16 protein-coding genes, 1 pseudogene and 1 riboswitch are annotated in these 19,252 nt (G+C 74.4%); of the genes and pseudogenes, 8 read left to right on the top strand and 9 right to left on the bottom strand.

The window, feature by feature from the left end; translation table 11 throughout:
- Nucleotides 1-29: 29 nt before the first annotated feature.
- Complete coding sequence (gene cobN / locus ACGFZP_RS11820; protein ID WP_392931199.1) at nucleotides 30-3,650, bottom strand: cobaltochelatase subunit CobN; 3,621 nt, start codon at nucleotides 3,648-3,650, stop codon at nucleotides 30-32.
- A 185-nt stretch (nucleotides 3,651-3,835) separates the two neighbouring features.
- Nucleotides 3,836-3,921, bottom strand: a riboswitch (cobalamin riboswitch).
- 144 nt (nucleotides 3,922-4,065) lie between these two features.
- Between cobN and ACGFZP_RS11815 the strand changes: the two genes are divergently transcribed.
- Genes ACGFZP_RS11815 through ACGFZP_RS11805 form a run of 3 tightly spaced genes read left to right on the top strand, consistent with a single transcriptional unit; the run spans nucleotide 4,066 to nucleotide 7,417 of the window.
- Nucleotides 4,066-5,280 (top strand): cobalamin biosynthesis protein CobG, encoded by a 1,215-nt coding sequence (locus ACGFZP_RS11815; protein WP_392931197.1) that lies wholly within the window; start codon nucleotides 4,066-4,068, stop codon nucleotides 5,278-5,280.
- Nucleotides 5,277-5,903, top strand: a complete 627-nt coding sequence (locus ACGFZP_RS11810; protein WP_392931195.1) for a precorrin-8X methylmutase — start codon at nucleotides 5,277-5,279, stop codon at nucleotides 5,901-5,903. The genes ACGFZP_RS11815 and ACGFZP_RS11810 overlap by 4 nt, the downstream gene beginning before the upstream one ends.
- A complete protein-coding gene (locus ACGFZP_RS11805; RefSeq protein ID WP_392931193.1) occupies nucleotides 5,900-7,417 on the top strand; it encodes a precorrin-2 C(20)-methyltransferase in 1,518 nt (505 codons plus the stop codon). The genes ACGFZP_RS11810 and ACGFZP_RS11805 overlap by 4 nt, the downstream gene beginning before the upstream one ends.
- Nucleotides 7,418-7,509: 92 nt before the next feature.
- On the opposite strand, the gene ACGFZP_RS11800 is transcribed toward ACGFZP_RS11805, so the two are convergent.
- Together ACGFZP_RS11800 and ACGFZP_RS11795 are read right to left on the bottom strand one after the other, a co-directional pair.
- Entirely contained in the window at nucleotides 7,510-7,770 is a 261-nt protein-coding gene (locus ACGFZP_RS11800) for a type II toxin-antitoxin system RelE/ParE family toxin (protein ID WP_392931191.1), read from the bottom strand.
- A pseudogene (locus tag ACGFZP_RS11795) lies at nucleotides 7,767-7,988 on the bottom strand (type II toxin-antitoxin system prevent-host-death family antitoxin); the annotation flags it as partial. The gene ACGFZP_RS11800 and the pseudogene ACGFZP_RS11795, both read right to left, overlap by 4 nt.
- 119 nt (nucleotides 7,989-8,107) lie before the next feature.
- Between ACGFZP_RS11795 and ACGFZP_RS11790 the strand changes: the two are divergent.
- Nucleotides 8,108-9,226: a cobalt-precorrin-5B (C(1))-methyltransferase gene (locus ACGFZP_RS11790; RefSeq protein WP_392931189.1), complete on the top strand. Its 1,119-nt coding sequence runs from the start codon at nucleotides 8,108-8,110 to the stop codon at nucleotides 9,224-9,226.
- 156 nt (nucleotides 9,227-9,382) lie between these two features.
- On the top strand, nucleotides 9,383-10,912 hold the full coding sequence (locus ACGFZP_RS11785) for a UDP-N-acetylglucosamine 1-carboxyvinyltransferase (protein ID WP_392931187.1): 1,530 nt from the start codon (nucleotides 9,383-9,385) through the stop codon (nucleotides 10,910-10,912).
- A gap of 19 nt (nucleotides 10,913-10,931) precedes the next feature.
- Here ACGFZP_RS11785 and ACGFZP_RS11780 read toward each other — a convergent pair whose 3' ends face one another.
- From ACGFZP_RS11780 to cbiE, 5 genes are read right to left on the bottom strand one after another with little or no spacing between them, the layout of a single operon-like run.
- Nucleotides 10,932-11,441 (bottom strand): protein phosphatase, encoded by a 510-nt coding sequence (locus ACGFZP_RS11780; RefSeq protein WP_392931185.1) that lies wholly within the window; start codon nucleotides 11,439-11,441, stop codon nucleotides 10,932-10,934.
- A 29-nt stretch (nucleotides 11,442-11,470) separates the two neighbouring features.
- On the bottom strand, nucleotides 11,471-11,974 hold the full coding sequence (locus tag ACGFZP_RS11775; RefSeq protein WP_392931183.1) for a DinB family protein: 504 nt from the start codon (nucleotides 11,972-11,974) through the stop codon (nucleotides 11,471-11,473).
- Nucleotides 11,975-12,014: 40 nt separating this feature from the next.
- Nucleotides 12,015-12,764: a cobalt-precorrin-6A reductase gene (locus ACGFZP_RS11770; protein WP_392932222.1), complete on the bottom strand. Its 750-nt coding sequence runs from the start codon at nucleotides 12,762-12,764 to the stop codon at nucleotides 12,015-12,017.
- Complete coding sequence (gene cobM, locus ACGFZP_RS11765; protein WP_392931181.1) at nucleotides 12,764-13,525, bottom strand: precorrin-4 C(11)-methyltransferase; 762 nt, start codon at nucleotides 13,523-13,525, stop codon at nucleotides 12,764-12,766. Before cobM ends, ACGFZP_RS11770 begins: the two co-directional genes overlap by 1 nt.
- On the bottom strand, nucleotides 13,522-14,760 hold the full coding sequence (gene cbiE, locus ACGFZP_RS11760) for a precorrin-6y C5,15-methyltransferase (decarboxylating) subunit CbiE (RefSeq protein WP_392931180.1): 1,239 nt from the start codon (nucleotides 14,758-14,760) through the stop codon (nucleotides 13,522-13,524). Before cbiE ends, cobM begins: the two co-directional genes overlap by 4 nt.
- Nucleotides 14,761-14,994: 234 nt before the next feature.
- Here cbiE and ACGFZP_RS11755 point away from each other — a divergent pair, with 234 nt between their 5' ends.
- Nucleotides 14,995-16,455 (top strand): catalase, encoded by a 1,461-nt coding sequence (locus ACGFZP_RS11755; protein ID WP_392931178.1) that lies wholly within the window; start codon nucleotides 14,995-14,997, stop codon nucleotides 16,453-16,455.
- 41 nt (nucleotides 16,456-16,496) lie between these two features.
- Here ACGFZP_RS11755 and ACGFZP_RS11750 read toward each other — a convergent pair whose 3' ends face one another.
- Nucleotides 16,497-16,961: a gamma-glutamylcyclotransferase gene (locus ACGFZP_RS11750; RefSeq protein WP_392931176.1), complete on the bottom strand. Its 465-nt coding sequence runs from the start codon at nucleotides 16,959-16,961 to the stop codon at nucleotides 16,497-16,499.
- Between the two features lie 137 nt (nucleotides 16,962-17,098).
- Between ACGFZP_RS11750 and ACGFZP_RS11745 the strand changes: the two genes are divergently transcribed.
- Nucleotides 17,099-18,037: an EamA family transporter gene (locus ACGFZP_RS11745; RefSeq protein ID WP_392931174.1), complete on the top strand. Its 939-nt coding sequence runs from the start codon at nucleotides 17,099-17,101 to the stop codon at nucleotides 18,035-18,037.
- Between the two features lie 402 nt (nucleotides 18,038-18,439).
- A complete protein-coding gene (locus ACGFZP_RS11740; protein ID WP_392931172.1) occupies nucleotides 18,440-19,231 on the top strand; it encodes a phytanoyl-CoA dioxygenase family protein in 792 nt (263 codons plus the stop codon).
- Nucleotides 19,232-19,252 lie beyond the last annotated feature (21 nt).

Below are 19,252 nucleotides of genomic sequence, written 5' to 3'. Positions count from 1 at the left end.
CGGCCGGGCGTCGACCCGTGGCCCCGGCGTCAGCCCTCCTCGCCCTCCAGGTCGCCCTCGGTCTCCAGGAACGCGGCCTGGAGCTGCTCGATCAGGGCCGGGTCCGGCTGCTCCCACAGTCCCCGGCTCGCCGCCTCCAGCAGCCGCTCGCTGATGCCGTGCAGCGCCCAGGGGTTGGCACCGGCCAGGAACTCGCGGTTGACCGGGTCGAGGACGTACTCCTGGGTCAGCCTCTCGTACATCCAGTCGGCGACCACGCCGGTGGTGGCGTCGTAGCCGAACAGGTAGTCGACGGTCGCGGCCATCTCGAAGGCGCCCTTGTAGCCGTGGCGGCGCATCGCCTCGATCCAGCGCGGGTTGACCACCCGGGCGCGGAAGACCCGGGCCGCCTCCTCGGTCAGGGTGCGGGTGCGGACGGTCTCCGGGCGGGTCGAGTCGCCGATGTAGGCGGTCGGGGCCTTGCCGGTGAGCGCGCGGACGGTGGCGACCATGCCGCCGTGGTACTGGAAGTAGTCGTCCGAGTCCGCGATGTCGTGCTCGCGGGTGTCGGTGTTCTTCGCGGCCACGGTGATCCGCTTGTACGCGGTCTCCATCTCCTCGCGCGCCGGGCGCCCGTCCAGGCCGCGCCCGTAGGCGTAGCCGCCCCAGACCGTGTACACCTCGGCGAGGTCGGCGTCGGTGCGCCAGTCGCGGCTGTCGATCAGCTGGAGCAGGCCGGCGCCGTAGGTGCCCGGGCGGGAGCCGAAGACCCGGACGGTGGCCTTGCGCTCGTCGCCGTGGACGGCGAGGTCGGCCTGGACGTGGGCCCGGACGAAGTTCCGCTCGGCGGGCTCCTCCTGGGCGGCGGCCAGGCGCACCGCGTCGTCCAGCAGGGCGACCACGTGCGGGAAGGCGTCCCGGAAGAAGCCGGAGATGCGCAGCGTGACGTCGATCCGCGGGCGGCCCAGCTCCTCCAGGCCGATCGCCTCCAGGCCGGTGACCCGGCGCGAGGCCTCGTCCCAGACCGGGCGCACGCCCAGCAGGGCGAAGGCCTCGGCGATGTCGTCGCCGGCGGTGCGCATCGCGCTGGTGCCCCAGAGCGAGAGGCCGACCGAGGGCGGGAAGGCGCCGTCGTTGTCCGCCTGGTAGCGCTCGACCAGGGACGCCGCAAGGGCCTGCCCGGTCTCCCAGGCGAGCTTGCTCGGCACGGCCTTCGGGTCGACGGAGTAGAAGTTGCGGCCGGTCGGCAGCACGTTGACCAGCCCGCGCAGCGGCGAGCCCGACGGGCCGGCCGGGACGAAACCGCCGCCGAGCGCGTGCAGCACGGCGTCCAGCTCGTCGGTGGTGGCGGCCAGCCGCGGGACGACCTGGGTGGCGGCGAAGGAGAGCACCTCGGCGACGGCCGGGGCCAGCCCGGCGGCGACCTTCTCGACCGCCGACGGAGCCCAGTCCTCGGCCTCCATCGCCTCGACCAGGGCGCGGGCCTGTGCCTCGGCGGCGTCGGTGGCGCCCAGGGTCAGCGCGGCCTCGTCCAGGCCGAGTGCCTCGCGCAGGCCGGGCAGGGCGCTGACGCCGCCCCAGATCTGCCGGGCGCGCAGGATGGCGAGCACGATGTTGACCCGGTCGGTGCCGGCCGGGGCCTGGCCCAGGACGTGCAGGCCGTCGCGGATCTGGGCGTCCTTGATCTCGCAGAGCCAGCCGTCGACGTGCAGCAGGAAGTCGTCGAAGCCGTCGTCCTCGGGGCGCTCGTCCAGGCCGAGGTCGTGGTCGAGCTTGGCGGCCTGGATCAGCGTCCAGATCTGGGCGCGGATCGCGGGCAGCTTGGCCGGGTCCATCGCGGCGATGTTGGAGTGCTCGTCGAGCAGCTGCTCCAGGCGCGCGATGTCCCCGTAGGAGTCGGCGCGGGCCATCGGCGGGACGAGGTGGTCGACCAGCGTGGCGTGGGCGCGGCGCTTGGCCTGGGTGCCCTCGCCCGGGTCGTTGACCAGGAACGGGTAGATCAGCGGCAGGTCGCCGAGGACGGCGTCCGGGCCGCACTCGGCCGAGAGCGCGGCGGTCTTTCCGGGCAGCCACTCCAGGTTGCCGTGCTTGCCGAGGTGGATCACCGCGTCGGCGCCGAAGCCGCCGTCGGCCTGCTCGGCCGCGATCCAGCGGTAGGCGGCCAGGTAGTGGTGGGAGGGCGGCAGGTCCGGGTCGTGGTAGATCGCGACCGGGTTCTCGCCGAAGCCGCGCGGGGGCTGGATCAGGACCAGCAGGTTCCCGGAACGGATCGCGGCCAGCACGATGTCGCCGTCCGGGTTCTGCGAGCGGTCCACGTACAGCTCGCCGGGTGCCGGGCCCCAGTGCTCCTCGACGTGGGTGCGCAGGGCCTCGGGGAGGGTGGCGTACCAGCGGCGGTAGTCGGCGGCCGGGATCCGGACCGGGTTGCGGGCCAGCTGGTCCTCGGTGAGCCAGTCCTGGTCGTAGCCGCCGGCCGCGATCAGCGCGTGGATCAGCGCGTCGCCCTCGTGCAGGTCCTTGCCCTCCGGCACGGAGTCCAGCCCCGGCAGGTCCGAGCCGAGGTCCATGCCCTCCGCGCGCAGGCGCTCCAGCAGGCGCATCGCGCTGGCCGGGGTGTCCAGGCCCACCGCGTTGCCGACCCGGGCGTGCTTGGTCGGGTACGCGGACAGCACCAGCGCGAGCCGGCGCTCGGCGGCCGGGATGTGGCGCAGCCGGGCGTGCCGCACGGCGGTGCCGGCGACCCGGGCGGCCCGCTCGGGGTCGGCGGCGTAGACGGTCAGGCCGTCCTCGTCCAGCTCCTTGAAGGAGAACGGGACGGTGATCAGGCGGCCGTCGAACTCGGGCACGGCGATCTGGGTGGCGGTGTCCAGCGGGGAGAGGCCGTCGTCGCTGGCCTCCCACTGGGCGCGCGACCAGGTGAGGCAGAGCGCCTGCAGGATCGGCCGGTCCAGCGCGGCCAGCGCGCCCGCGTCCCAGGCCTCCTCGTCGCCGCCGGCCTGCGCGTCGGCCGGGCGGGTGCCGCCGGCCGCCAGCACGGTGGTGACCAGGGCGTCGGCCGCGCCGAGCTCGGCCAACAGCTCCGGCTCGGCGCCGCGCAGCGAGGCGCAGTAGTAGGCCTTCGCCTGCGCGCCCTGGTCCTCGATCGCCCGGCAGAGGGTCTCGACGAAGGCGGTGTTGCCGCTCATGTGGTGGGCGCGGTAGTAGAGCACCGCGACGGTCGGGCCCCCGGCCGTCCGGGCCTCGCGGACCAGCGGGCCCCAGGCGGGGGCGGAGGCCGGCGGGGCGAAGCCGTGGCCGGTGAGCAGCACGGTGTCGGAGAGGAAGGCGCCCAGCTCGGCCAGGTTGGCCGCGCCGCCGTGGGCGAGGTAGGCGTGCGCCTCGGCGGCGATGCCGGCCGGGACGGTGGACAGCTCCATCAGCTGGGCGTCGGGGGCCTGCTCGCCGGTCAGCACGATGACCGGGCGGGGGCCGGCCAGCAGCGCGTCCAGGCCCTCCTGCCAGGCGCGGCGGCCGCCGAGCAGCCGGACCACGACCAGCTCGGTGCCCTCCAGCAGGGCGGGCAGGTCCTCGGGGGTCAGCCGGGCCGGGTTGCCGAGGCGGTAGCGGACCGGCCCCTCGGCGGCGCGGGCACTGAGCAGGTCGGTGTCGGACGTCGACAGCAGCAGGATCATGCGAAGGCCCTCCCGGCCTCGATGGCGGGCATGGGCACGAGCGACGGCGGGGTCGCGGGTGTGGGCACGTGCGACGGCGGGGTCACAGGTGGGGGCACCTGCGACAGCGGGGTCGCGGGCATGCGGCGGCGCATGGCGTCAAGCCTTCCTCGGGGTCCGCGCCCCGGGCCGGTGGAGGACGGCAGGAGTTCCTGGCTCCCGCGGCTCCCCGGAGCTCCGGTGAACCGCGGTCACAGTGGCGGGACCGCACCGGGTTTGCACCGGCTTCCTCCCCTGCGCCGTCGCTGGCGTGCGGGCGGCCCGCGGGGGCCGCCCGGCAGCATCGTACGGGGTACGGCTGACCTGGGGGAGAGCGGTCGGGAGTGTGATCCGGGGTACGGCGGCAACCGATCGGATCATCTGTATGCTCGCGGCCATGCCACCGACACCCGACGCCACCGCGCCGGGCGCCGCCGTGCCCGACCGGGGGCGCGCCGACGCCTGCCCAGGCGCCCTGCGCCTGCACCAGGCCGACGACGGCGCACTGGCCCGGGTCCGGCTGCCCGGCGGGCTGCTGACGACACGTCAGGCGCTGGCGCTGGCCGACGCCGCGCAGGCGCTCGGCGACGGCGGCCTGGAGATCACCTCGCGCGGCAACGTCCAGCTGCGCGGCCTCGCTTCGCACTGCGGCGCCGAACTCGGCGAGCGGCTGCGGGCGGTCGGACTGCTGCCCTCGGACACCCACGAGCGGGTCCGCAACATCGTCGCCTCACCCGGCCCCGCCGGCGGCCTCGCCGACGTCCAGGCCTGGGCGCGCGAGCTGGACGCGAAGCTGTGCGCGAGCCCGTGGGCGGCCGCCCTCTCCGGCAAGTTCCTGTTCGCACTGGACGACGGACGCGGCGACGTGGCCGCGCTGAACGCCGATGTGACATTGATCGCAGGCCCGGACGGCGCCGCCCTGCTGCGCCTCGGCCGGTCCGCCACCGCCCGGCCCGTCCCCGCCGAACAGGCCGTGGACGCCGCACTCGCAGCCGCCCGGGACTTCCTGGACGCGCTGCGCACCAGCGGCCGGCAGGCGTGGCACCTGCGGGAGGTCCCCGACCTGCTGGCGCCCGGCCCGGTGGAGCTGCCGGCGTTCGCCGGTGCGCCGCCGGCGCTCGGCGCGGTACCCGGCGGCCTGTCGGTCGCCCAGCGCTTCGGCGCGGCCCCGGCCGCGCAGTGGCGGGTGCTGGTCGACGCCGCCGAGGGGGAGCTGCGGCTCACCCCGTGGCGCGGGGTGGTGCTGCCCGGCGCCCGTGCCGAGCGGCTCGCGGACCTGGCGGCGGCCGGCTTCCGGACCGCGCCCGGGGCCGCGTGGGAGCGGGCCACCGCCTGCACCGGGCTGCCCGGCTGCGGGTCCTCCCTGGCCGACGTCCGGGCCGACGCGGCCCGGGCGCTGGAGGCGGCCGGGACCGGCGGCCTGCCGGTGCACTGGTCGGGCTGCGAGCGCCGCTGCGGCCACCCGGCCGGGCGGTGGGTCGACGTGCTGGCGACCGGGCAGGGATACCGGGTGGCGGTGCAGTCCGCCCAACCGGGGCGGGGCACCGCCCTGGACGTGACGAACGAGGAGATGGCCGAGGCGGTCGCCGAGGCCAGGAGGACCACGAAGTGATCGAGTACGAGAGGGACGGCGCGTCCATCTACCGCCAGTCCTTTGCCACCATCCGCGCCGAGGCCGACCTGGCCGCGCTGCCCGCGGACGTCGCCCAGGTCGCGGTGCGGATGATCCACGCCTGCGGCATGACCGACCTGGTCGAGGACCTGGTGTACTCGCCGGGCGTGGTCGCCTCCGCCCGTGCGGCGCTGCACGCCGGGGCGCCGATCCTCTGCGACGTGAACATGGTCGCCAGCGGCGTCACCCGCAAGCGGCTGCCCGCCGACAACGAGGTGGTCTGCACCCTCACCGACCCGTCGGTGCCGGAGCTCGCCCGCAAGATGGGCAACACCCGCAGCGCCGCCGCGATGGAGCTGTGGCTGCCCCGGCTGGAGGGCGCGGTGGTCGCCGTCGGCAACGCGCCGACCTCGCTGTTCCGGCTGCTGGAGATGATCGAGGCGGGCGCCCCGCGCCCGGCCGCGGTGATCGGCGTCCCGGTGGGCTTCATCGGCGCCGCCGAGTCCAAGGAGGCCCTGGCCGTGCACCCGTCCGGTCTGGAGCACCTGGTGGTGCGCGGCCGGCGCGGGGGCAGCGCGATGGCCGCCGCCGCCGTCAACGCGATTGCGAGTGAGGAAGAGTGACGGAGAACCAGACGGCCACGGGTCGGCTGTACGGGGTCGGACTCGGCCCCGGCGACCCGTCGCTGGTCACCGTCCGCGCCGCCGAACTCATCGGCAAGGCCGACGTGGTGGCCTACCACAGTGCGCGGCACGGTCGCTCGATCGCCCGGTCCATCGCCGAGCGGTACCTGACGGGCGGTCAGGTCGAGGAGAAGCTGGTCTACCCGATCACGGTCGAGACCACCGACCACCCCGGTGGCTACCGGGGCGCGCTGGACGACTTCTACGAGGAGGCCGCCGCCCGGCTGGCGGCCCACCTGGACGCCGGCCGCGACGTCGTCGTGCTGGCGGAGGGGGATCCGCTCTTCTACGGCTCCTACCAGCACATGCACAAGCGCCTCGCGCACCGGTACCCGACCGAGGTGGTCCCCGGCGTGACGTCCGTCAGCGCCGCCGCCGCCCGGCTCGGGCAGCCGCTCACCGAGGCCGAGGAGACGCTCACCGTCATCCCCGGGACCCTGCCCGAGGAGGAGCTGACCGCCCGGATCGCCTCCGCCGACTCCGCCGTGATCATGAAGCTCGGCCGTACCTTCCCGGCCGTCCGCCGCGCCCTGGAGCGGGCCGGGCGGCTGGCCGACGCCCAGTACGTCGAGCGGGCCTTCATGGAGGGCGAGCGCGTCGTGCCGCTGGCCTCCGTCGAGGCCGGGACCGTCCCCTACTTCTCGGTCGTCGTGCTGCCCAGCAAGGTCGCGCCGCTGCACACCCCGGAGCCGGACCCGGACGGCCCCGGCAGCGTCACCGTCATCGGCACCGGCCCGGCCGGCCCGCTCTGGCTCACCCCCGAGGCGCGCGGCGCCCTCGCCGCCGCCACCGACCTGGTCGGCTACACCACCTACCTGGACCGGGTGCCGGTCCGGCCGGGCCAGCAGCGGCACGGCTCGGACAACAAGGTCGAGTCCGAGCGCGCCGAGTTCGCGCTCGACCTGGCCCGCCGCGGCCACCGGGTCGCGGTGGTCTCCTCCGGCGACCCGGGCGTCTTCGCGATGGCCACCGCCGTCCTGGAGGTCGCCTGCGAGGACGGCTACCGGGACGTCCCGGTGCGGATCGTCCCGGGCATGACGGCGGCCCACGCGGCCGCGTCCCGGGCGGGCGCCCCGCTCGGCCACGACTACGCGGTGGTCTCGCTCTCCGACCGGCTCAAGCCCTGGGAGGCCGTCGCCAAGCGGCTGCGCGCCGCCGCCGAGGCCGACCTCGTGCTCGCGCTCTACAACCCCGGCTCGAAGTCCCGCACCACCCAGGTCGGCCGCGCCCGCGACCTCCTGCTGGAGTACCGGGACGAGGCGACCCCGGTGGTGATGGCCCGCGACGTCGGCGGCCCGACCGAGCGGGTCCGCACTGTCCGCCTCGGGGAGCTCGACCCCGCCGAGGTCGACATGCGGACCATCCTGCTGATCGGCTCCTCGCAGACCCAGGCCGTCGAACGCGGCAACGGCACCCAGGTCGTCTGGACCCCCCGCCGCTACCCGCAGGCCTGACCCCGGCGCGCGGCCGAGCGCCCGGGAGGCCGACCGACCGGTCCTCCCGGGCCCGCCACCCCGAGCGCGGAAGGCCTCAGCCGCGGTAGCCCTCAGCCGCGGTAGACCTCGGACCGGTGCCCGACGCGGATCACCAGGACGACGAGCCGCCCGCCGTCGACGGTGTGGACCACCCGGTGGTCGCCGACCCGAAGCCGCCGGTGCTCGGGCGAGCCGACCGGAGCCGTGGTGTGGAAGCCGTACGGGTCCTGCTCCAGCTCGGCCAGTTTGCGCAGGACGAGAACGGCCGTGGACCTGGGCAGTTTGCGGAGTTCGCCGCGGGCGGACTCGGTGAAGCGGGTGCTGTACTTCACTCGGGCCTGGCCAGGGTCTCGCGCATGACCTCTTCCAGCGAGTAGGTGGGCTCGTCGCGGCGCTCCTCGACGAGGCGCACCAGCTCGCGCTCCTCCCACTGGCGGTACTCGCGCAGCAGCGCTATCGGCACGACGGCGGCGACCTCGCGGCCGCGCCGGGTGATGACCGTCGGCTCGTCCCGCTCCGCGCGGTCGACCACGTCGGCGAAGCGCTCGCGGCGCGGAGCGCCCCGGTTCCGCGGCGGGCGGGGCCGCGGGGGAGCATGGGGGCGCCGGGGAGGTGTCCGGCGTCGGAATTCAGGTGTCAGGTGTCGGTGCGACGGGAAGCGGTGCGGTGATGGGCGAGGTCGGTGGGCGGGCCGGACAGCTGAGGAGTAGCGGGCTGCGGCACGGCTGGACGACCGGCGCCTGCGCGACGGCCGCGACCAAGGCCGCGTACCAGGCGCTGCTGACCGGCGCCTTCCCCGATCCGGTGGTGATCACCCTGCCGAAGGGGCAGCGGCCCGGGTTCGCACTGGCCACGGAGGAGCGGTCCGACGGCCGGGCGATGGCCGGCGTGGTGAAGGACGCCGGGGACGATCCCGACGTGACGCACGGCGCGCTGATCCGCTCCACGGTGTGGGCGGGCGAGCCGGGCAGCGGGGTGGTGTTCCGGGCCGGGCCGGGGGTCGGGACGGTCACCAAGGCCGGGCTGCCGCTGGCCGTCGGCGAGCCGGCCGTCAACCCGGTGCCCCGGCAGATGATCCGGGACGCGGTCGCCGAGGTGGCGGCGGAGTTCGGCGACGGCGGGGACGTCGTCGTGGAGGTCTCCGTCGACCACGGCGAGGAGATCGCCCGGTCCACCTGGAACCCGCGCCTCGGCATCCTCGGCGGCCTGTCCATCCTCGGCACCACCGGGATCGTCGTCCCCTACTCCTGCTCCGCCTGGATCGACTCCATCCGGCGCGGCATCGACGTGGCCAGAGCCGCCGGGCGCACCCATGTCGCCGGCTGCACCGGATCGACCTCGGAGAGGACGGCCGTCGCCGTGCACGGCCTGCCCGAGGACGCGCTGCTCGACATGGGCGACTTCGCGGGGGCGGTGCTCAAGTACCTGAAGCGCCATCCGGTGCCGCGCCTGACCATCGCGGGCGGCTTCGCCAAGCTCTCCAAACTCGCCGCCGGCCACCTGGACCTGCACTCGGCCCGCTCCCAGGTCGACCCGGGCCACCTGGCCGAACTGGCCCGCACCGGGGGCGCCGGGCCGGAGCTGGTCGCGGCGGTCGCGGCGGCCAACACCGCTCTGGAGGCGATCCAGCGCTGCCGCGCCGCCTCGGTCCCGCTCGGCGACCTCGTCGCCGAGGCCGCCCGCGCCACCGCCCTCGGGGTGCTGGTCGGCTCGCCGGTCACCGTGGACGTCATCTGCATCGACCGGGCGGGCACGATCGTCGGCCGGGCGGAGCCGCTGGGGCCGTAGGGGCCGCAGGGCGTGCCCGGTACCCGCGTGGACCGTAACGGGAGTGTGGCGGTGATGTGCCGATGGCTCGTCAATCGGGAGCAGAAACGGACAAATGCGGTGCAATATCACCCCTGGGTTCTGGCGCTATCTCAAGCATGAGATATGGTCTGCCGGGTGACAGGCGACTACCTCACCCGTATCGGCACCCTCATCCGTACCGCGCGTCAGCACCGCGGCTGGTCCCAGGCCCAGCTCGGCGAAGCCCTCGGCACCAGCCAGAGCGCGGTCAACCGGATCGAACAGGGCAAGCAGAATGTCAGCCTTGAGATGATCGCAAGGATCGGCGAGGCCCTTGACAGCGAGATCGTCTCCCTCGGCTACGCCGGACCGATGCACCTGCGGGTCGCCGGCGGCACCCGCCTCTCCGGCGCCATCGACGTCCGCAGCAGCAAGAACGCCTGCGTCGCCATCCTCTGCGCCTCGCTGCTCACCACCGGCCGCACCACGATCCGCCAGGTCGCCCGGATCGAGGAGGTCTACCGGATCCTCGAGGTGCTCACCAGCATCGGGGTGAAGAGCCGCTGGACCAACGACGGCCGCGACCTCGAACTCACCCCGCCCGCCGAGCTCGACATCGCCGCCATGGACGTCGAGGCCGCCCGCCGCACCCGCAGCGTGCTGATGTTCCTCGGCCCGCTGATGCACCGCGCCGAGCGCTTCGCCATCCCCTACGCCGGCGGCTGCGACCTCGGCACCCGCACCGTCCAGCCGCACCTGACCGCGCTGCGCCGCTTCGGCCTGGAGGTCGCCACCACCGCCGGCGCCTACCACGCCTCCGTCCAGCCCGGCGCCCCGATGGACCGGCCGATCGTGCTGACCGAGCGCGGCGACACCGTGACCGAGAACGCCCTGCTCGCCGCCGCCCGGCACGACGGCGTCAGCGTCATCCGCAACGCCTCCCCGAACTACATGGTCCAGGACCTCTGCTTCTTCCTGGAGCGGCTGGGGGTGCGGATCGAGGGCATCGGCACCACCACCCTCACCGTGCACGGTGTCCCCCAGATCACCTGCGACGTCGACTACACCCCCGCCGAGGACCCGGTGGAGGCGATGAGCCTGCTCGCCGCCGCCGTCGTCACCTCCTCCGAGCTGACGATCCGCCGGGTGCCGATCGAGTTCCTGGAGATCGAGCTCGCCGTGCTGGAGGGGATGGGCCTCGACTACGACCGCACCCCCGAGTACCGCGCCCACAACGGCTACACCCGGCTCGTCGACCTCACCGTGCGGCCCTCCAAGCTGACCGCCCCGATCGACACCATCCACCCGATGCCCTTCCCCGGCATCAACATCGACAACGTGCCGTTCTTCGCCGCGATCGCCGCGGCCGCACACGGCACCACGATGATCCACGACTGGGTGTACGACAACCGCGCCATCTACCTGACCGAACTCACCCGCCTCGGCGCGGACATCAAGCTGCTCGACCCGCACCGGGTGCTCGTCCAGGGCCCCACCCGCTGGCGCGCCGCCGAGATGGTCTGCCCGCCCGCGCTGCGCCCGGCCGTGGTGATCCTGCTCGCGATGCTCGCCGCCAAGGGCACCTCGGTGCTGCGCAACGTGTACGTCATCAACCGCGGTTACGAGGACCTCGCCGAGCGCCTCAACTCGATCGGCGCCCAGATCGAGACCTTCCGCGACATCTGACAGCCCCCGCCGGCCGGCCTCACCCGTCGAGGCCGGCCGGCGGCGGCTCGACGACCTCCAGCCCGGCGGTCAGGTAGTCCACGAACAGCGAGTTGTTCAGCGCCCACGGCGAGCGCCGTTCGCGCACCAGCGCGACGGCCCGGTCGGCCCGGTGGCCGAGCTCCACGAGGGCCCGGGCGACCACGAGCCCGGAGCGGTTGTACCCGGAGTGGCAGCGCACCAGGACGCTGCGCCCCTGGCGGACGGCCTCGGCGGTGTGCGTCGCCGCCTCCCACGCGGTCCGCAGCTGCTCGGGGTCGAGGGGCCCGTCGGGGATCTCCTGGACCAGGTGCTCCACCTCGCGTGCCGGCCCGTGCCCGGAGCGTGTGAAGAGGCTGACCACCAGGTCGAACTCCCGGTCCACCACGACCGGTTCGAGGGCGCGGCCGGGCGGGGTGGTGTAGTGCCCGCCCATCCACAGCCCGGGCGTGATCTCGTTCCACGGCTCCACGGGCCCGGGGGTTTCGTGGTCCTTCTGACGGGTGTGCATCGGCTCTCCCTTGTTGGGTGCGGGCCTGGCTACTCCCCGGTCACGCCGTCGAGGTGCTCGCGGAGCAGATCGGCGTGGCCGTTGTGGCGGGCGTACTCCTCGATCATGTGGGTGAGGATCCAGCGGAGCGAGAAGGCCTCGTCCCGGTGGTGTCCGAGGACGTCCAACGACTCGGCGGCGGCGACGAGTTCCCGGGCGTGGTCGCACTCGCCGCGCCAGACGGCGAAGGCCTCGTCGGGGTCGGCCTCGGCGACGTCGAACTCGGCGAAGGAGTCGTCCGGGTGCTTCCAGAACGCGGGCCGGTCCTCGTGGGCGAAGACGTTGCGGAACCAGCCGCGTTCGACCTCGGCGAGGTGGCGGACGATGCCGAGCAGGGAGAGCGCGGACGGCTGGAGGACCCGCTCGCGGAGCTGTTCGGTGGTCAGCCCGGTGCACTTCATGGCGAGCGTGTCGCGCTGGAAGTCCAGGAAGCTCACCAGGGTGGCGCGTTCGTCGGCGGTCTGCTCGGTGCGGGTGCGCTGCTCGTCTCTCATCGGGCCATGATGGCAGCGCCGGGCCGGGCCGTCGTCCGGTTTATCGGAGGGTGGGACCGCGTGCGGCGAGCCAGTCCACCGCGGCCGCCACGTCCTCGGCGACCGGGACGCCGGGCGGCACCGGCGGGCGTTCCACGATCACCACGGGCAGGCCGAGTTCGCGTGCGGCGGTGAGCTTGGGGGCGGTGGCGGCGCCGCCGCTGTCCTTGGTGACCAGGACGTCGATCCGGTGTCCGCGCAGCAGGGCCCGCTCGCCGTCCAGGGTGAACGGCCCCCGGTCCAGCAGGACTTCGGTGGCGGCGGGCATCGGCGGCTCGGGTGCGTCCACCGAACGGGCCAGGAAGTGCAGGCCGTCGAGGTGGGCGAAGGCCCCGATGCCCTGGCGGCCGCTGGTCAGGAAGACCCGCCGGCCGAGGGCGGGCAGCAGTGCGGCCGCCTCGTCGAGCGAGCCGACCCGGTGCCAGCGGTCGCCGTCCACCGGCGTCCAGCCGGGGCGGCGCAGGGCCAGCAGCGGGACGCCGGTCGCCTCGGCGGCCAGGGCGGCGTTGTGCGACATGGCGGCGGCGAACGGGTGGGTGGCGTCCACGACGGCGTCCACCCGCTCGGCGCGCAGCCAGGCGGCGAGCCCGTCCGGTCCGCCGAAGCCGCCGATCCGGACCTCGCCGACGGGCAGCCGGGGCTCGGCCACCCGCCCGGCGAGCGAGCTGGTGACCCGCAGCGGTGCGGCGGCCAGCGCCGCGGCCAGCGCCCGCGCCTCCGTGGTGCCGCCGAGGACGAGCAGGTGGCGCATCACGCCCCGCAGGGCTCGTGCGGGCGCTCGCGGTCCGCCGAGTAGAGGTGGCTGTCGCGGAACTGCTCGGCGGCGAGCGTGCGTCCGACGATGATCACCGCGGTGCGGACCACGCCGCTGGCCTTCAGCTGCCCGGCGATGTCGGCGAGGGTGCCGCGCAGCACCAGCTCGTCCGGGCGGCTGGCCATCGCGACCACGGCGGCCGGGCAGTCGGCGCCGTAGTGCGGCAGCAGCTGCTCGACCACGTCGTCCACGTACCCGGCGGCCAGGTGCAGCACCAGCAGGGCGCCGCTGCGGCCGAGGGTGGCCAGGTCCTCGCCCTCGGGCATCGGGGTGGCCCGCTTGGCGATCCGGGTCAGGATGACGGTCTGGCCGACGGTCGGCACGGTCAGCTCGCGCTTGAGCGCGGCCGCGGCGGCGGCGAAGGCCGGCACGCCGGGGACCACCTCGTACGGGACGCCGGCCGCGTCGAGGCGGCGCATCTGCTCGGCGACGGCGCTGAACACGGACGGGTCGCCGGAGTGCAGCCGGGCCACGTCCTGCCCGGCCTCGTGGGCGGCGACCAGCTCGGCGACGATCTGGTCCAGGTTGAGCTGCGCGGTGTCGATCAGCCGGGCGCCGGGCGGGCACTCGTCCAGCAGCTCGCGCGGCACCAGGCTGCCCGCGTACAGGCAGACCTCGGCGCGGGCGAGGATCCGCTGGCCGCGCAGGGTGATCAGGTCGGCGGCGCCCGGGCCGGCTCCGATGAAGTGGACGGTCACGAGCTCGCTCCTGGATCGGTCGAAGGTTTGACGGCGGACCACTGGGTGACCGGCATCGCCTGGCGCCAGCCGGTGAAGCCGCCGACCGGGACGGCGTGGGCGACGGCGAGCCGCAGCAGCTCACCGCCGTGCCGCCGGTACCACTCGGTGAGCAGCGCCTCGGACTCCAGGGTCACGGTGTTGGCGACCAGTCGGCCGCCCGGCGGCAGCGCCGCCCAGCAGGTGTCCAGCAGGCCGGGCGCGGTGAGCCCGCCGCCGATGAACACCGCGTCGGGGGTGGGCAGGCCGGCCAGCGCGGCGGGGGCGGCCCCGGTGACCACCTGCAGCCGGGGCACGCCGAGTGCGGCCGCGTTGCGGGTGATCCGCCCGGCGCGGACGGCGTCCCGCTCGACGGTGACCGCCCGGCAGTCGCGGTGGGCGCGCAGCCACTCGACGGCGATCGAGCCGGAGCCGCCGCCGACGTCCCAGAGCAGCTCGCCGGGGGAGGGGGCGAGGGTGGCCAGGGTGGCGGCGCGGACGTGCCGCTTGGTCAGCTGGCCGTCGCTCTCGTAGGCGGTGTCGGGCAGGCCGGGGACGAGGGAGGTCCGCGGGCCCTCGCCGAGCTCGACGGCGATGACGCTCAGCGGGTCGCCCGCCGGGTGCGGCCAGCCGTCCGCCGGGCCGTCCAGCCGCCGCTCGGCGGGGCCGCCGAGCTGTTCCAGCACGTGCAGCCGGGCGGTGCCGAAGCCGCGCGCGGTGAGCAGCGCGGCGACGGCGGCGGGGGTCTGCGCGTCGGCGCCGAGGACGAGCAGCCGGCGGCCGGGGTGCAGGGCGAGCGCCAGGGTGTCCAGCGGCCGGCCGACCAGGCTGACCACCTCGGCGGCGTCCAGCGGCCAGCCGAGCCGGGCGCAGGCGTAGGAGACGGAGGAGGGGTGCGGCAGGACCCGCAGCCTGTCGGGGCCGACGGTCTCGGCGAGGGTGCGGCCGATGCCGTAGAACATCGGGTCGCCGCTGGCCATCACCGCCACCCGGCGGTCGGCGTGTCCGGCGAGCAGCCCGGGGACGGCCGGGCGCAGCGGGGACGGCCAGGGCACCCGTTCGGCGGCGACCTCGTCGGCGGGGAGCAGGGCCAGCTGGCGCGGTCCGCCGATCACCACCTCGGCCGCCCGCAGCGCCGCCCGCGCGGTGCCGGCGAGGCCGGGCCAGCCGTCGGCGCCGATCCCGACGACGGTGATCGGCGGTGGCAGCTCGGGCACCGGGGGCTCCTCGGTCGGTGGGCGGTCGGTCTTCGGCGGGCACCTGGCCGGCGCCCGGCCGGTGTGCCGGTCGGTGTCCCGGCCGGCGAAGGCGTGGCCGGGGCAGCCTACCTGGCGGTCCGCGGAACCCCCCTGGCCAGGGTGCATGCCCCGGCGAGCGGGGTTAGCGTCGTCCGGGGGAGTCCAGGGGAGTCCGGGGGAACCAGGGGGAGTCGGCACGCAACGGAGGACAGCATGTCCGAGTCAGCGGTCCCGCCCACCACCAACAACGCCGGCGTCCCGGTGGCGAGCGACGAGCACTCGCTCACGGTGGGCCGGGACGGCCCGATCCTGCTCCACGACCACTACCTGATCGAGAAGATGGCCCAGTTCAACCGCGAACGGATTCCCGAGCGGGTGGTGCACGCCAAGGGGGCCGGTGCGTACGGGGTCTTCGAGACCACCGAGGACGTCAGCCGGTACACCAGGGCGACGCTCTTCCAGCCGGGCCGGCGCAGCGAGATGCTGGCCCGCTTCTCGACCGTGGCCGGTGAGCAGGGCAGCCCGGACACCTGGCGCGACCCGCGCGGGTTCGCGCTGAAGTTCTACACCGAGGACGGCAACTACGACCTGGTCGGCAACAACACGCCGGTCTTCTTCGTCCGCGACACGATCAAGTTCCAGGACTTCATCCGCTCGCAGAAGCGCCGCACCGACAACGGCCTGCGCGACCACGACATGCAGTGGGACTTCTGGACGCTCTCGCCGGAGTCCGCGCACATGGTCACCTGGCTGATGGGCGACCGCGGCATCCCGAAGTCCTACCGCCATATGAACGGCTACGGCTCGCACACCTATCTGTGGATCAACGGGAGCGGCGAGCGGTTCTGGGTCAAGTACCACTTCAAGGCCGACCAGGGCGTCGACCACCTCACCCAGGCCGACGCGGACCGGCTGGCCGGCTCCGACCCGGACCTGCACCGGCAGGACCTCTGGAACGCCATCGAGGGCGGCGACCACCCGTCCTGGACGCTGTACGTCCAGGTGATGCCGTTCGACCAGGCGCCCGGCTACCGGTTCAACCCCTTCGACCTGACCAAGGTGTGGCCGCACGGGGACTTCCCGCTGATCAGGGTCGGGCGGATGACCCTCAACCGCAACCCCGAGGACTACTTCGTCCACATCGAGCAGGCCGCCTTCGAGCCGGCCTCTCTGGTGCCCGGGATCAGCGTCTCGCCGGACAAGATGCTGCTCGGCCGGATCTTCTCCTACCCCGACACCCACCGGTACCGGATCGGGCCCAACTACGCCCAGCTGCCGCCGAACCGGCCGCACGTCCCGGTGCACTCGTACGCCAAGGACGGCCCGATGCGGTTCGACCCGGCGCGTACCGCGGCGCCGTACGCGCCCAACTCCAAGGGCGGGCCGGCGGCGCGCGCGCAGAGCTACGACGACCCGGCCGCCGGGTGGCAGAGCTCCGGCGAGATGGTGCGCGAGGCGTACTCGCTGCACGCCGAGGACGACGACTGGGGGCAGGCGGGCACGATGGTCCGGCAGGTGCTGGACGACGCGGCCCGCGACCGGCTGGTCTCCAACGTGGTGGGCCACCTGAAGGCCGGGGTCGGCGATCCGGTGCTGGAGCGGGCGGTGCAGTACTGGCGCAACGTCGACCGGGCGCTCGGCGACCGGATCGCCGTGGGCGTCGGCAAACCCTGACCGGGCGTCGGCAAGCCTGACCGGGCGCCCTGCCGCGGGCCTCAGCGACGGGTCCAGTCCCCGGAGCGGATGAGCGCCGGGCGGGTGCGCAGCCGGGCGGCGGCGGCCGGGCCGGCCAGGTAGACCCAGGCGTCCACCGGGCCTGCGCCCGGGTCGGCCCAGGCGTCCACCCGGCCCTCGCCCGGCCGCGCGACGGGCCGGACGGCCATCCGCCGCCGGACGTACAGCCCGGTGCCGTCCGCCAGGCACTCCTCCAGCCGGTCGAGCGCGGCCAGCACGCCGGCGTAGGCGCCGGGGTGCACGGTGATCAGCTCACCCGTGATCCGGCGCTCCCGGTCCGGCACCGCGTACGGGAAGCCCGGGCCCTCGTGCAGCGCCGCCCCCTCCAGCACCGCGGGACGGACCGCCGCACAGTGTCCGGCCAGGTGGGCGGCGTGGTTGTGCCCGCCGGTGCGCAGCGTCCCGTAGACGAAGATCGGCAGGCTCTCGGGCGGCTCGGCGGGCATGCGCCCACGGTACGTCCGCCGTACCGCCTGGTGATACCCGGTGGCCCCCGGGCCGTTGATGCGCTGTCATGGCGGTAGCATGCCAGTACCGTTCTAGGGGGACACACATGACAGCACCAGCCTCACCTCGTTCCGGGGTGGCCCCCCGCGATGCCGTTCCGGCGCCCGCCAGGCTTGGCGGGGCGGTGTGGGTGGCGCTGGCGCTGGTGTACGTGGTGTGGGGGTCGACCTATCTGGCGATCCGGATCGCGCTGGAGACGATGCCCTCGTTCCTGTCCGCCGGGGCGCGGTTCCTGTGTGCCGGACTGCTGCTGGCCGGCTTCGTCGCCGTCCGCCGAGGGCCGGCCGAACTCCGGGTGACCCTGCCGCAGTTGGGATCCTCGGCGCTGGTCGGCGGACTGCTGCTGACCGGCGGCAACGGGCTGGTGGTGCTCGGGGAGAACTCCATCCCGTCCGGGCTGGCCGCACTGCTGGTGGCCGCGGTGCCGCTGTGGATGGTGCTGCTGACGGCCACCGTCGGCGAGCGCCCGAGGCCCGTCGAGCTGGCCGGTGTGCTGCTCGGGCTGGCCGGGCTGGTGGTGCTCTCCGCGCCCGCGATCGGCGGGGACATCGCCCCGGTCGGGGTGATCGCGGTGATCTGCGCCACGCTGACCTGGTCGGCCGGGTCGTTCGCCGCCAAGCGGATCCCGATGCCGGCCAGTGTGCTCGCGGCCAGCGCCTACCAGATGCTCGCGGGCGGGCTGGGCAATGTGCTGATCGGGCTGGCGCGCGGCGAGGAGCACGGGCTGGACCTCGCCGAGGTGTCCGGCCGGTCCTGGATGGCGCTCGGCTACCTGGTGCTGGCCGGCTCGCTGGTCGGGTACACCGCCTACGCCTGGCTGCTGAAGTCCGCGCCGCTGACCCTGGTCGCCACCTACGCGTACGTCAACCCGGTGGTCGCGGTCCTGCTCGGGTGGCTGGTCCTGGCCGAGCCGCTGACCGGCCCCACCCTGGCGGGCGGGGCGATCGTGGTCGCCGGCGTCTGCCTGGTGGTGAGCGTCAGCCGCCGCCCGGCCAAGGCGGCCGCGCGCCGCTGAGCCCGGCCCCGCCGGGTCCGAGCGCCCCCGAATCCCCCGCCCGCCCGGCGGGAGGGCCGGTCGGGGGCGCTCGTCAATTGCGCCGGGCGGGTTCCGTTTTCGCGGAGCCGTTCGGGTGAATCCGTTGTCCCCGGATCCGCCCGGACATTCGGATGTCCAAACGGATCCGGATGGATCCCGGCCAGAGCGAAGACATCCGGTCATTGTCCCGGCGTGCCGCATGGGTCCGGGGATTCCGGGATATTCCTAGTATCTGTTCGGTGGAATTCAGGTGGCGCGCCGGGTAACGCGAGCGCGCAACCGCTCATCGCAAGACGTTCCCAGGGCTTTCCTGCTCGGCCGCCGCCATGGCCGCTGACCAGGGAGGCCGACGGTACAGACAACCCTGCGGGAGCCCGGAGAATGGACAACCAAGGCACCCTTGCGCTCGAATCCGATCAGGTCGCGGACTTTTTCGAGCTCGGCTTTCTGGTACTTCCCGGATTTCTTCCGGCGGAACTGGTCGGACGGCTGGAGCCGGAGGTCGACCGATGGGTGGACTCCGGCCTTCGGGACCGCTCGATCGCGGCCTGCCTCGACCCGGAGCCGTCCGGGACCCCAGGCCTCCTGGAGATAGAGCTGACCGCCCACGGTGAACTGGCCGGATACCCGCCACTGCTATCGATAATATCCCGGCTGGTCGGTCCGGAGTTCGTCTTCCACCACATGCACAGCAATCGCCAGGCTCCGGGGGCGGCCGGCAAGGAATGGCACCACGACTACGAACAGGGCCCGCTGGCCGACCGCTCGAAAATCATGATCCACGCCCTGCACTATCTCGGCGGACTCGACCGGACGGTGGGTGCGCTCGCCGTCCTGCCCGGCTCACACCGGGAGGTGGCCGGAAAGCGCGCGAGAGCCCATCTCGGCACCGTCGAACTCCCCGGCGAGGTGGTGATCGAGGAACTTCCGGCCGGCTCCACCGTCCTCCTCCACTCGGCGCTCTTCCACGCCCGGCGCCCCTCACCCGCAGGTCAGCGCCGCGAGCGGTACATGGTGGACAGCTCGTACTGTCAGTGCGGCGTCAGCTGGCCGCCGGTGAAGCCCTACTGGCGGCACCTGCTGGCCCGCGGCCGGGAGCTCGGACTGGACGGCGGCCGGTGGCCCGAGCTGTTCGCCGAGCGACACTTCACGGAATACGTTCGGCCGAGCTGAAGGAAATCCGAAACGCCGCAC

It is taken from the genome of Kitasatospora sp. NPDC048239 (assembly GCF_043202015.1).
In the GTDB taxonomy this organism is placed as follows: domain Bacteria; phylum Actinomycetota; class Actinomycetes; order Streptomycetales; family Streptomycetaceae; genus Kitasatospora.
This window is presented reverse-complemented; position numbering and strand designations above follow the sequence as displayed.